The 13225-nt window shown below is 31.9% G+C and carries 10 protein-coding genes and 1 tRNA gene; 8 read left to right on the forward strand and 3 right to left on the reverse strand.

Features of this window, described 5'->3' with window-relative positions; genetic code table 11:
- The first annotated feature begins 40 nt into the window (after positions 1-40).
- Both CS873_RS04030 and CS873_RS04035 read left to right on the forward strand, forming a co-directional pair.
- A complete protein-coding gene (locus tag CS873_RS04030) occupies positions 41-694 on the forward strand; it encodes a hypothetical protein (protein ID WP_099974590.1) in 654 nt (217 codons plus the stop codon).
- Positions 695-2155: 1461 nt separating this feature from the next.
- Positions 2156-3373: an esterase/lipase family protein gene (locus CS873_RS04035; protein ID WP_099974591.1), complete on the forward strand. Its 1218-nt coding sequence runs from the start codon at positions 2156-2158 to the stop codon at positions 3371-3373.
- Between the two features lie 142 nt (positions 3374-3515).
- Here CS873_RS04035 and CS873_RS04040 read toward each other — a convergent pair.
- Together CS873_RS04040 and CS873_RS04045 are read right to left on the reverse strand one after the other, a co-directional pair.
- Positions 3516-3588: transfer RNA gene (locus CS873_RS04040), tRNA-Glu, on the reverse strand.
- A 246-nt stretch (positions 3589-3834) separates the two neighbouring features.
- On the reverse strand, positions 3835-4500 hold the full coding sequence (locus tag CS873_RS04045; RefSeq protein ID WP_099974592.1) for a CPBP family intramembrane glutamic endopeptidase: 666 nt from the start codon (positions 4498-4500) through the stop codon (positions 3835-3837).
- A gap of 82 nt (positions 4501-4582) precedes the next feature.
- On the opposite strand from CS873_RS04045, the gene CS873_RS04050 reads away from it, so the two are divergent.
- Genes CS873_RS04050 through CS873_RS04060 form a run of 3 tightly spaced genes read left to right on the forward strand, consistent with a single transcriptional unit; the run spans position 4583 to position 9188 of the window.
- The gene (locus CS873_RS04050; protein ID WP_099974593.1) at positions 4583-6304 is read left to right on the forward strand and encodes an ABC transporter ATP-binding protein; all 1722 of its coding nucleotides are present in this window, start codon (positions 4583-4585) and stop codon (positions 6302-6304) included.
- The gene (locus CS873_RS04055; RefSeq protein WP_099974594.1) at positions 6304-8178 is read left to right on the forward strand and encodes an ABC transporter ATP-binding protein; all 1875 of its coding nucleotides are present in this window, start codon (positions 6304-6306) and stop codon (positions 8176-8178) included. The genes CS873_RS04050 and CS873_RS04055 overlap by 1 nt, the downstream gene beginning before the upstream one ends.
- Positions 8179-8237: 59 nt before the next feature.
- Complete coding sequence (locus CS873_RS04060) at positions 8238-9188, forward strand: serine hydrolase domain-containing protein (protein WP_099974595.1); 951 nt, start codon at positions 8238-8240, stop codon at positions 9186-9188.
- Positions 9189-9215: 27 nt separating this feature from the next.
- Here CS873_RS04060 and CS873_RS04065 read toward each other — a convergent pair whose 3' ends face one another.
- Entirely contained in the window at positions 9216-10556 is a 1341-nt protein-coding gene (locus tag CS873_RS04065; protein ID WP_099974596.1) for a Mur ligase family protein, read from the reverse strand.
- A gap of 152 nt (positions 10557-10708) precedes the next feature.
- On the opposite strand from CS873_RS04065, the gene CS873_RS04070 reads away from it, so the two are divergent.
- Genes CS873_RS04070 through prmC form a run of 3 tightly spaced genes read left to right on the forward strand, consistent with a single transcriptional unit; the run spans position 10709 to position 13223 of the window.
- Positions 10709-11287 (forward strand): thymidine kinase, encoded by a 579-nt coding sequence (locus tag CS873_RS04070; RefSeq protein ID WP_099974597.1) that lies wholly within the window; start codon positions 10709-10711, stop codon positions 11285-11287.
- A 15-nt stretch (positions 11288-11302) separates the two neighbouring features.
- Positions 11303-12400, forward strand: a complete 1098-nt coding sequence (gene prfA / locus CS873_RS04075; protein WP_099974598.1) for a peptide chain release factor 1 — start codon at positions 11303-11305, stop codon at positions 12398-12400.
- Positions 12345-13223 carry a peptide chain release factor N(5)-glutamine methyltransferase gene (gene prmC / locus CS873_RS04080; protein WP_342743850.1) on the forward strand — a complete coding sequence of 293 codons (879 nt, stop codon included), beginning with the start codon at positions 12345-12347 and terminating at the stop codon, positions 13221-13223. The genes prfA and prmC overlap by 56 nt, the downstream gene beginning before the upstream one ends.
- Positions 13224-13225: the final 2 nt, after the last annotated feature.

The raw sequence follows: 13225 nt of genomic DNA on the forward strand, positions 1-13225 counted from the left end.
CAAATGTATATAACTATGTAGATGGGATTTTTATTGGATAATGGGGAAATTAAACAGATTTTTCATATGGGACTACGAAGATGTTAGGGTTATTTATAATTTCAGAGAAAATAAATTTGAAGGATTTAATAAGCCTAAAACGATAAGTAAAGTTTATATTTATTTTATCTGTATATTGGGACCTATATCAGGAGCGCTGTTATTGATTTCTTCTGTGAGACAACTTTTTGAGTACGGTTTTGGCGCAATGGAACCTTTAATATACAGGGAAGCTTATAATTCTATTCTAATTTGGACAGTAATTACCCTCGTTATTTCAGGCTTTTTAGCCCAGTATTCTATAGAAGGTATATTTGAAAGAGCTGGAAGAAGTTCTCAAAAGATAGATGAAAATCTGGTAAGAAATACTTTGGAAGATCTTAACGAAAAATACTCACAGTATATACCTCATTATAAGCGAGACGGTTCTATGTATCGAAAAACCATTATTACGCTGATAATTCCTTATTCAATGTTGTTTTTGGTTATTCTTATTATTGTATATTTAATTTTTCATGCAAATATGTTTGGTGAATTCATAACTGACATTTTTGCGATGAGTTTAGCATGGCCGCTTTCTTTTATGGCTATAATGAATGAAGTTATGAAATTAAGAGTTTTTAGAAAATTTTATAAAGGCAAGATAAATTATTAGTGAATAGTAAAGGTATACATTATAAAGAAATGCAACAGCAGAAAGAAAAACAAGAAATGATAAAAAGTGTCAAGTATCGTAGAGAGATTATATAAGAAGCATCTCATCATAGAGTTAAAATAATGAAAATGATTATTTTGAACTAAAAAAGAAGTAGAATGATCGGAATTTCATAAGAGGATATGTAAATAGTAATTAGAATCCAGATATTCTGTATTTTTTATATGATTAAGGACTAAGCATTGAAGAATCAGTTTGGAGAGCTGATTTAGATAAATATTTAAGGGTTGATCCAAGACAAGAAAAATGGTTAGTTTTTTTTGGAATGCTTTTAATTGAAAGTTTGAAAATAATAAAAATTTAAAATCTTATATAAAAATAATTTAAAAAGAGAAAAACCATTTAACAAAAAAGGAAGAAATATACATACGTTTGGAATTTACTTCATTATTCTTAATAAATTCACAGGAAGTTACATATTTGTTTTGTTATAAAATATAACAATAAGCATGGTTTCTTATGTGCCTGCTTTTTTTACCTTCTTATAAATTTAATATATAATAATGATTTAATTCTAATTTAGAAGGATGCCCCTAATATGGATAAATGTAACCATTGTTCTTATAAAATTCCTCGAATGTTAGTAGTTATTGATAATTAGGAAAAATATATTGTTCAAAAGTATTGTAGCAATTGTTCAAATGAATTAAACAAATGAAGGCACACCTATTGATTAGGGAGTGCTTTTTTTATTTAATTTGTTTTCAATTATTTTAACAAACGTCATTAATCAAGAAAAAATAGAAAAATAGAATTAAATATGCGGTTAAAATTTGTAAATTTAGGGGAAAGTCTAATTTTTGGTGAATAATTGAGGATGTTATCAAATATTAATTATGTCCTAATTATGAAGTATTAATATTTAATAAATCATGTGCTTAATATAAATTAAATAATTAACATTTAAATATTATATTTACTGTAAAACAGCAGGGATTGAGTTAACTAACAGTCGTGCTACGTGTCAAGTATCCACTAATATATATGTAACATAATGAACATACATACCAAGCTAGATTAATTCAATTAAAGTAATTAAGCTGTAAATGATAAAGGTAATTTATATTTTCTGTTACTTCTCTATGTCAATTGTCAATAGTTTCTACACAAATGGATTCGGAAGTAAATGAATTGGGAAATATAATTTAAAACGGAAATGTAGAATTAATTGTAATTGCTGTTAGGTTTTTAAATTCACAACGCTTCCGTTTTTATATTAAATAGCCCTTACTCAAATCGAGTAGGGGCTTTTTAATTTTTAAAAATAGTATTATATATTTTGACATTTTTTAAAAAAAGTAACGTTTATATCCAAAAACGATACGTTTATATTTTTTTAGTTAAATTAAAACAAATTGTATTAAAATTTTTCACATAAACAAAATTAAGGGGGATTCAAAAATGTTTAAAAAAATTATAATAGCATTTATATCTAGTATAGTTTTAATGGGAATATTTAGTCCTACCATAGTCAAGGCAGATAATCAGGATCCAGTAGTATTTGTTCATGGCCTTGTAGGATGGGGAAAAGGAGAAGTTGGTCCTATAAACTATTGGGGTGGTCGTAGGACGGATTTGATTCAAAAGTTGAATGATCAACACCCTGAATCAACAAAGCCTGTTGCATATGAAGGTGTTGTAAGTCCCTTCGGTAGTGTGTATGACAGATCTGTAGAGCTTTATTATTATATTAAAGGTGGTACCGTTGATTACGGTATAGAACATTCAGAAAAAACTGGGCATGCAAGATATGGTAGAACTTTCCCTGGTATCTATCCTGAATGGGATGAAAATCATCCTATTCATCTTGTAGGACATTCTATGGGAGGCCAAACAGCTAGAGAACTTGAAACATTATTAAGACATGGTTCGGCTGATGAAGTTGCTTTAAGTGAGGCAAGGGGCGAACAACCAAGCAATTTATATACTGGTACTAAAAGTGGTTGGATCAAATCTGTAACCACTATGGCAACTCCACATAATGGAACATCAATCGCTACAGATATAGGTAATAAAAAACTTGTAAGAAACTTGTTATCAGGTGTAGCCGGTCTTGCTGGAACAAATGTTAATAAATTAACTTATGATTTCAAGTTAGATCAATGGGGATTAAAACAGCAAGAAGATGAATCAATAAATCATTACAACAATAGGGTATTGGAAAGTTCAATTTGGAATAGTAAAGATATTTCTCTGTATGATTTAACAACTTCTGGTGCAGAAGAATTAAATAGCCAAACAGATTTATCACCAGATACTTATTATTACACATACTCTGGTCAGACTACTAAGGCTGATGCACTAGGATTTCAGGCGCCAGTTTTAAGTACAACTCCTGTTTTAAGATTAACAGCACAATATATTGGTCACGCTGGAAATTCTCAATGGTGGGCTAATGATGGAGCGGTTCCAGTGATCTCAGGTGAGTATCCATTAAATCAAGCACATGTTAAAGATAGTCATACTGTGGATCAACCTGGAATCTGGCAATACAATGAACCTATACAAGGATGGGATCATACTGATTTCACATTATTAGATCCATTCCAAGATAAAAGTATTGAGAATCAATTTTTGAATATGTATTCGGGAATTGTAAATAGAGATAGAGCATTATAGTGATAAAAAGAGCCTCTACCTTAATTGGTAGAGGCTCTTTTTTGTATAGTGGAATTCTAATTTTATACAAATTCTATAAACAATCAAAAATATGAAACTTTGATAAATCAACGTTTTAAGGCAATTTAAAATAGTAATATTATCACCCGTACGGGAATCGAACCCGTAACTCTACCTTGAGAGGGTAGCGTCTTAAACCATTTGACCAACGGGCAAAAAGACAATATATACTTTAAAGATATATGTATGTATTGTCAATCTAAATTATTTGTTTTTATTAAATAACCAAAAAAATAAATAAAAAATCAACCAAATTAAAAATCCAAAAGTACCAATCAAACCTGCCATTCCTAGGTACCAAAAGATAATCCAGTTTGTAACATGATAGGTAGCAATCAGTAAGATAGTCATTAAAGCAAATGTGATAACTCGTATGGATAGATCTTTAAATATGTCATTTTTCATATTTTTATGAAGAAAGCCGATAAATTATTTAGCATATGAACTGCTATGTTAGCTTTTATATTCTTAGTGTTTCTATAGATTGTAGCTAGGATGATGCCCAATAAAACTTTAGATATCAAATATCCAAATGTTTTGATTGATACATCTGGTGCATGGATATAACCAAATACTAAACCACTCAATATTATATTCAAATATTTATACCGATAAAAGAACCAATTCATGAAAATACCTCTAAATAATAATTCTTCAAAAATAGGACTTAGAAATACTGCAAATATAAAGAAGTATAGTAAATAATTTTTAGCAATAGAAGACAGCGCTTCTATGTTAGAGTTATCCGTACTAGGTACAAGAAGAAGTGTTAAGTAATTAATAATCAAGAATGCTACTACTCCGCCTAATATATAAATCCAAGTTCTTTTGTTGAAGGCTACAGTATCAAATTTCTGTGCTTTTTTATAGGTAAAGTAAATAATAAGAAAGGCTACTAAAGTTAGTGCAATTACTATGTAAGGAAGAATATTACTCACTTGCTTTAGATTTTTTTGTGGAATTGTCAGAATAGCCATGGGCAATTGTTCTATGATAAATAGGCCTATAAAGGCTATTATTTTAAGTATTCCAGACATTATACTTTGAGATTTGGTATTATTATTCATGTAGCACCATCCTGATTTTAAAATTAATTAGATATTTTAGTAAATTAATATTATAATACTTAATTTACGAAGGAGAATTTAAATGATTAAAGTTGCAAAAGGTCGATTGAATATTACTTTTGTAGTCATGGCTTGTTTGTTTATGGTCTTTCAAGTTATTGCTACATTATATATTCCTAATCTTACTTCTGACATTGTTAATAACGGTATTGCCAAAGGACAGACTGGTTATATTATTAGTGCCGGAATGAAGATGATTTTAGTTTCTGTTCTAAGTATTATAGCATCATTTATTAACGTATATTTTGCAGCTAAATCTTCACAAGGTTTAGGTAAGAATTTACGTTCAGATATTTTTAAGAAAGTTCTATATTTCTCTAATGACGAATTTGATAATTTTGATACATCGTCATTAACAACTAGAACTACTAATGATGTTAATCAAATTCAAAATGTTCTTATCATGGTATTAAGAATGATGATCATGGCACCTATTCTTTTAGTAGGTGCTAGTGTTATGGCTTATCGCCAAAATGCTGCAATGACAAAGATTTTCTTGGTATCAATACCAGTTATGATAATTATTGTTGGACTAATTATGTTCTTTGCAGTTCCTAAATTTAAGGCAATGCAAACCAAGACGGATCGTTTGAACATGATTTTTAGAGAAGGTCTAACAGGTGTACGTGTTATTCGTGCATTTAGACAAGATAAATTTGAACAAAACCGTTTTAAAGATGCTAATCAAGATTATACACATAATGCTATCAGTGTATTTACTATTGTTTCACTGATGCTTCCTCTTGTTACATTGGTAATGAGTGGTACAAATATTGGTATTGTTTGGTTGGGTTCTCATTATATTGCAAGTCAAAGTATGGAAATTGGTAATATGATTGCCTTTATGACATATGCTATGCAAATTCTTATGAGTTTCATGATTTTATCAATGGTGTTTGTTTTTGTTCCCAGAGCTTCAGCTTCGGCTGCACGTATCAATGAAATTTTTGTAGCAAAAAGTAATATTGATAATGTTACAAAACCTGCAGTTATGGGTACAGATCCATCAGTAGAATTTAGTGATGTAAATTATCGTTATGAAGGTGCTCAAGATCTTGCACTTACTGATTTGAACTTCAAAATTACTGAAGGTCAAACTCTGGCAATTATTGGTGGTACTGGATCTGGTAAGACAACACTGATAAACATGATTCCAAGATTTTATGATGTTGAGGCAGGAACAGTCCGTGTAAACGGAACAGATGTTAAAGCATTGGATAAGGTTGATGTTAATAACCAAGTTTCTATGGTACCTCAAAAAGCTGTTTTATTTAAGGGTAATATTCGAGATAACATGCGATATGGTAAACCTGAAGCAACCGATGAGGAAATATGGAATGCTTTAGAGATTGCACAAGCTGCAGAATTTGTCAGAGAACTAGATGATCAGCTCGATGCACCAGTTGAACAAAATGGTGATAACTTCTCAGGTGGTCAAAGACAACGTCTTGCGATTGCCAGAGCATTGGTTAAAGATGCTTCAATCTATGTGTTTGATGATTCCTTTTCAGCACTTGATTTCAAGACAGATTTGAATCTTCGTACAGCTTTGAAGAATGATTCTAAGATTAAGAAGAGTGTCGTTGTTATTGTTGGTCAGAGAATTTCAACAGTCGCTGACGCTGATCAAATTGTTGTTCTTGAAGAAGGTAAGATGGTGGGTCTTGGAACTCATCAAGAATTGAAAGAAAATAATAAGACTTATCAAGAAATTATTGAGTCTCAGATTAAGGAGGCAGAGTAATGGCTGAAAAAGAAGAAAAGCAACAAGCTCCTAATCCCCAACATGGACCTGGTTCCACTGCTGGTGTTGTAGTTAAACCTAAGAACTTCTGGAAAACTACCAGAAGACTTGCTAAATACATGTCTAAATACTCAATTGGTGTTTTGATAGTTGTTATTTTTGCCATTGCATCTGCAATATTCCAAATCAGAACTCCTAAAGTTCTTGGTCAGGCAACTACAGAAATATACAAAGGTTACATGAATGGTGTAGCCGAACAAAAAGCAGGAATTAATATTTCGCAATATCCAATTAATTTTGAAAAAATCGGACATATTATTTTAATTGTTCTTACACTTTATGTATTATCAGCACTATTTAGTTTCATGCAACAATTTATAATGACACGTATTTCTCAGAGAACTGTTTTCAACTTGAGAAGAGATCTTAAGGAAAAAATGTCACGTTTACCAATTCATTATTATGATACTCATACTAATGGTGATGTTATGTCCAGAGCTATCAATGATATGGATAATATTGCTGGTACACTGCAACAAAGTGTTACTCAAATAGTTACTAGTACCGTGACATTTATCGGTGTTATCTGGATGATGCTTACTATCAGTTGGAAGTTAACCCTAATTGCGTTAATAACTATTCCATTGAGTTTACTAGTTGTTGGAGTAATTGCTCCACGTTCTCAAAAACACTTCAAAGCACAACAAAAATCGCTTGGACTTCTAAATGATCAAGTTGAAGAAGAATACGCTGGACATGATGTTGTAAAGAGTTTTAATCATGAAGAAAAATCTATCAAAGTTTTCGAAGAAGAAAATGAAAAACTTTATCAATCATCTTGGCGTGCTCAAATGATATCCGGTGTTATTATGCCGCTTATGACATTTATTAATAACCTTGGTTACGTTTGGGTTGCTGTCTATGGTGGTATCAAGGTTGCTTCTGGTAAGTTGGCTCTTGGTGATATTCAAGCCTTCTTGCAATACATGAATCAATTTTCTCAACCAATCACACAACTAGCTAACTTATCTAATACTATTCAATCTACGGTTGCCAGTGCGGAAAGAATTTTCGAAGTTATGGATGAAGAAGAAATGAACGACGATAAAGTCGATGTTCCTGACATCCAAACTGACAAGAAAGTTATTCTTGACCATATGCAATTTGGATATGATGGTAAATCATTGTTGATGGATGATTATAATCTTGAAGTCAATCCTGGTGAAATGATTGCCATTGTTGGACCTACTGGTGCTGGTAAAACTACTATCATCAACTTGCTAGAACGCTTCTACGATGTAAGCGATGGTTCAATCAAACTTGATGGTAAAGATATCAGAAATATGACACGTGAGGAAGTTCGTTCTCACTATGCTATGGTTCTTCAAGATACATGGCTATTTACTGGTTCGATTTATGATAATCTGAAGTACAGTCGAGAAGACGCTACCAAGGAAGAAATTATCGAAGCAGCTAAAGCTGCTCACGTTGACGGATTTGTTCGCCAATTGCCAGATGGTTATGATACTGTCTTGAATGAAGAAGCATCTAATATTTCTCAAGGACAACGTCAATTATTAACAATTGCCAGAGCATTTATTGCCAATCCTGAAATTCTGATTCTTGATGAAGCTACATCATCTGTTGATACAAGAACGGAAGTACATATTCAACATGCTATGAATAGACTACTTAAGAACCGTACAAGTTTTGTTGTTGCTCACAGATTGTCTACAATTCGTGATGCTGACAAGATTATTGTTATGAATGAAGGTTCTATCATTGAAACAGGTAATCATGAAGAACTTATGGAAAAAAATGGTTTCTATGCTGATTTATATAATTCACAATTTGCTGGAAACGTTGCATTATAAGATTATTCAGGTTAAATTAAAGACATGTTTAGACATGTCTTTTTTTATTGGAGAAAATAATGTTTGAAAATACACGTTCACAATTAATATCATTAGTTAACGAGCAGGTTTGTCCCGGAGTTAGCATGGGATTTATTGACCATGGGAAAATGGAGACAGAATACCTTGGAGCCAAATCATGGTTACCAACGTATCGTCCAATAGATCAGGAAAGTTTTCATGATTTAGCCTCGCTGACCAAAGTCATGGTAACTGCGCCAATGATCAAAAAACTAGTTGAAGAAGGTAAACTGTCTTATTCTGATCCTATTAACAAATATCTACCAGAATTCAAAGACGATAGGGTTCAGGTGATTAATCTATTGACGCACACATCAGGAATTAAGGGCTATATAACTGATCGTGATAGTTTAAATGGGGAAGAGTTAGTTAAAGCTCTTTTAAAACTACCAGTAACAGCAGATTTTAATAAAAAAGTAGTTTATACAGATACAGGGATGATATTTTTAGGATTGATTATTGAAAGAATAATAGGCGGTAATTTTCAAGAAATTGTTCAAACTGAAATATTAGATAATTGGGGATTATATCAAACAACCTTCAATCCTGATCCTCAAATATGTGTTCCAACTTACAAATTGAATGGTGACTATATGCAAGGCATACCTAATGATCCTAAAGCTAGACAGTTGGGGGTACATTGTGGCTCTGCAGGGCTGTTTGCGACATTAAATGATGTTATGAAATTTGCTGAAATTATGCTTGAAAATAAAGATTATTATCAAAATTTAACGGAATTAAATCCTGGCAGATCTTACGGGTGGAATATCTTAACAGAAGATGGAAATATCTTGTTCCACACTGGATATACAGGACATTTCATTGAACTTAACTATGAAAAACAAAGAGCTATGGTTGTTTTGACTAACAGGGTTCATCCTGTAGAAAATAATCAAAAATTTTTAATTAGACGACAAATTATCAGAGATTCATTTATGAATGAAAAATAAAAAGCAAATCTCATTTATGAGATTTGCTTATTTTTTAATATGACCTTTATCGGTAAGTATTTTTCTTAAGTTCATCATTGCAGTATATGTTGCTAGAACATATATTTTTGATGTTGGAATATTTTGAATATCATCTACAAAGTCTTCAATATCCTCTGTTTGAATATTCTTATCCATATCTAGGCCAGCTATTTTAAATCTGTAAGTAACATCTTTGGATCTTTTTCCACCAGTTAGTACTAGTGGAATTTTATCGTAATCGAATTCTTCGAAGTTACCGTCCCAGATCCAACTGGTATCAATTCCGTCAGCGTAGTTAGCATTCAATAAGAAAGCTAGTGAATACTCAGAAGTATCACTGAGGATAGTTTCAATAACTTGATTAAGTCCTACAGGATTTTTAACTAGAATAATATTCAAACTTTTATCTTTAATAGTAATTGTTTCTTGTCTACCAAAAACTTTTTCATCATAGTTGAAAGCTTTGCCTATTTGTTCGACACTAACACCCATTTCTGATGCTAATGCATAAGCTGCTAGTGCATTGTAGACATTATATTGACCACCAATGTTCATTTCAAAAGTGTTGCCATTGATTTCAAATGTTGTTTTATTAGGAAGAAGCTTAGGTATATCTGTAACTAAATATTTTAATTCTGGACGTTTGAATCCACAGTTAGGACAGAAGAAGCTACCCAGATTTGCGTAAGAAATTGAGTGATAGTGCATTATATGATTACATTTAGGACAAAGCACACCATCGGTATTAGTAGGGGCTTTGAAGTCATCATTTTCATGTCCTTGATCGCTAAATCCATAATAAACAATTTTGTTTGGTAAATCTTTTGATGAGAATATTGCAGCATCACCATTTGCAATAATTGTTGCATCAGGAGCAAGCTTAATACCATCGAGGATTTTTTGGTAAGTTGTATAAATTTCACCATAACGATCCATTTGGTCACGGAATATATTTGTAAGGACAAAGTATTTAGGCTTAATATGTTTACAAATTAATTCGACATTTGCTTCGTCTACTTCCAAAATTGCTAATGGTTTTTTACTTTTTTTGTGATGTGTCACAAAACTGGTAACTACCCCTTGAATCATATTAGAACCAGTAGGGTTAGTTAAGATATCATCATATTTTTGAGATAGCATTTTGGTAATAAGCGATGTTGTTAAAGTTTTACCGTTAGTACCGGTCACAATAACCAAATCGTATTTTTTACCAATTGAACTTAGAATATTTGGGTCTATTTTATAGGCGATTTTTCCCGGATAAGAAGAACCACCATTAAAAAATGTATTTAAAATAAAGTATGAAGATTTACCAGTTATTGTGGCAATTCTCGATTTTATTGTCATTAGGGGACCTCATTTATTTTCAATAGAAATATATTATCACATAATATTATAGATTTTTCCTAATATTAAATTAATTTAGATGATGTTTGTTGTGTTAATCTAAGTAGTTTTTAGTTATAATTTTTAACGAACACAAAATTGGAGGCAGTATAATGGCGCAATTGTTTTTTAAATATGGTGCAATGAATAGTGGAAAATCTATTGAAATTTTGAAAGTTGCTCATAACTATGAAGAGCAGGGTAAATCAGTAATTTTGATGACAAGCATCCTAGATACCAGATCTGGTGAAGGCAAGATTCAGAGTCGTATTGGATTAGAGTCAGAGGCTATTGCATTAAAGAATGATTCCAATGTCTATGATATTGTTAAATCAACAGATTTGAATGCTTCATGTGTTTTGATTGATGAATGTGAATTTATGTCAAAAGAACAAGTTTTACAAGCTACTAGAGTCGTGGATGAGTTAGGAATTCCAGTGATGGCATTCGGACTAAAGAACGATTTCAAAAATGAATTGTTCGAAGGTAGCAAGTATTTGCTACTATATGCTGATAAACTAGAAGAAATGAAAACAATTTGTTGGTACTGTAAGAAAAAAGCTATTATGAATATGCGTATAAATGATGGTAAACCTGTTTACGATGGTGACCAAATTGTTATGGGTGGTAATGAGATGTATGTTCCAGTTTGTCGTAATCATTATAACCATCCTCCAATGTTGAACAAGTAAGAAAGGATTTTTAAATTGGATAATAATTTTGAACAATTAGAAACAGTTCTTGATCGATACAGTGAATTACAAGAATTGATGAGTGATCCAGATGTTATAAATGATACAAAACGCTATATGGAGATTTCTAAAGAGGAATCAGATATGCGTGAGATTGTTTCTGCATACAAGAAATACAAAGATTTAGAGCAGACAATTGAAGAAAGTGACGAAATTCTTCGTGAAAGCAATGATCCAGAAATGGAAGCAATGGCTAAAGAAGATTTAAATGAAGCAAAAGCTGAGATAGAAGAAGTTGCTCAAAATCTGAATATGTTGATGCTTCCTAAAGACCCTAATGATGATAAGAATATCATCATGGAAATTCGTGGAGCTGCTGGTGGAGATGAGGCCAGTTTATTTGCTGCCGATCTCTTGAGTATGTATACGAAGTATGGGGAAAAACAAGGTTGGAATTTGGAAATTATTGATGAAACTTCAACTGAAGTTGGTGGTTATAAAGATGTTGCTATTATGATCACAGGTCAGAGCGTATTTTCTAAGTTGAAATACGAAAATGGTGCACATCGTGTGCAACGTATTCCATCAACTGAATCACAAGGACGTGTTCATACTTCAACAGCCACTGTTGCAATTATGCCAGAGTACGATGAAATTGATTTGGATCTAGATCCAAAAGATATTAGAACCGACGTTTATCGTGCTTCTGGTGCTGGTGGACAGCATGTTAATAAAACGTCATCCGCAGTTAGAATGACTCACTTGCCTACGGGTATTGTTGTTGCTATGCAAGATCAAAGATCACAACAACAAAATCGTGAGAAAGCTATGAAAATTTTGAAATCTCGTGTTTATGACTTTTATGAATCACAAAATCAAAGTGAATACGATGAACAACGTAAATCAGCAGTTGGTACTGGTGATCGTTCTGAACGTATTAGAACATATAACTATCCTCAAAACCGTGTTACAGATCACCGTATCGGATTGTCACTTAACAAATTAGATAGAATTATGAATGGTGAATTAGATGAAGTCATTGAAGCATTAATAGTTGATGACCAAACTAAGAAGATGGAGCAAATCCAAAGTGGAGAATCAAAACTATTCTAATGCCCTGAAAAGGGCTTTTTTAATGCTAGAAAATAATTCAAAACTTCCATATGATGCTCAATATTTGATGGAAGAGCTGACTGGATGGAATAAACTTCAGCTACAAGTTCATGGACAGGAATTAATGACAGATGATTTGCAAAGCAAATTTAATGAAGGTATTCAAAGACTCTTGAATGACGAACCTGTTCAATATATTTTGGGACAAGCCTACTTTATGGGAAATGTTTTTCAAGTTAACAGCAGTGTCCTGATACCAAGGCAAGAAACAGAAGAATTGGTTGATCAAGTAATTCAAGATAATGTTAATTCTAATCCAAAAAATATACTGGATATCGGTACCGGGTCTGGTGTTATTGCCATTACACTGGCACAACATTTTGAAAAATCAAATATTATTGCAAGTGATATTTCTAGTGATGCTTTAGAAGTTGCAAAATGTAATGCTCAAAACTTAAATGTTCCAAATATAAAATTTGTTGAAAGTAATTTGTTTTCTTCAATCGATAACACTTTTGATATTGTAGTTTCCAACCCACCATATATTTCAACTGATGAGATGGATGTAATGGACGAAAGTGTTAAGAAGTACGAGCCAGATTTAGCATTATTTGGAGAAAATAACGGATTAGAAATATATCAAAAATTAATACCTGAAATTGATCATTTTCTTTCTGAAAAGGGTAAACTATACCTTGAATATGGTTATCACCAGAAAGAAGCAATAAAACAAATTTTTGAAGAATTTCAACCTGATATGAAAGTGACTTTTTTCAAAGATATAGGTGGCAACGATAGATATCTTAGAGCAGAGAAGGGATGATA

Origin of the sequence: Companilactobacillus metriopterae, assembly GCF_002762335.1 — a bacterium.
Taxonomy (GTDB): Bacteria; Bacillota; Bacilli; order Lactobacillales; family Lactobacillaceae; genus Companilactobacillus; species Companilactobacillus metriopterae.

Excerpts from the sequence above, each read along its gene's own strand:
- CS873_RS04055 (WP_099974594.1), top strand. The coding sequence starts at position 6,304 with ATGGCTGAAAAAGAAGAAAAGCAACAAGCTCCTAATCCCCAACATGGA.
- CS873_RS04030 (WP_099974590.1), top strand. The coding sequence starts at position 41 with ATGGGGAAATTAAACAGATTTTTCATATGGGACTACGAAGATGTTAGG.
- CS873_RS04060 (WP_099974595.1), top strand. The coding sequence starts at position 8,238 with ATGTTTGAAAATACACGTTCACAATTAATATCATTAGTTAACGAGCAG.
- CS873_RS04050 (WP_099974593.1), top strand. The coding sequence starts at position 4,583 with ATGATTAAAGTTGCAAAAGGTCGATTGAATATTACTTTTGTAGTCATG.
- CS873_RS04070 (WP_099974597.1), top strand. The coding sequence starts at position 10,709 with ATGGCGCAATTGTTTTTTAAATATGGTGCAATGAATAGTGGAAAATCT.
- prmC (WP_342743850.1), top strand. The coding sequence starts at position 12,345 with ATGACCAAACTAAGAAGATGGAGCAAATCCAAAGTGGAGAATCAAAAC.
- CS873_RS04065 (WP_099974596.1), bottom strand. The coding sequence starts at position 10,556 with ATGACAATAAAATCGAGAATTGCCACAATAACTGGTAAATCTTCATAC.
- CS873_RS04045 (WP_099974592.1), bottom strand. The coding sequence starts at position 4,500 with ATGAATAATAATACCAAATCTCAAAGTATAATGTCTGGAATACTTAAA.
- CS873_RS04035 (WP_099974591.1), top strand. The coding sequence starts at position 2,156 with ATGTTTAAAAAAATTATAATAGCATTTATATCTAGTATAGTTTTAATG.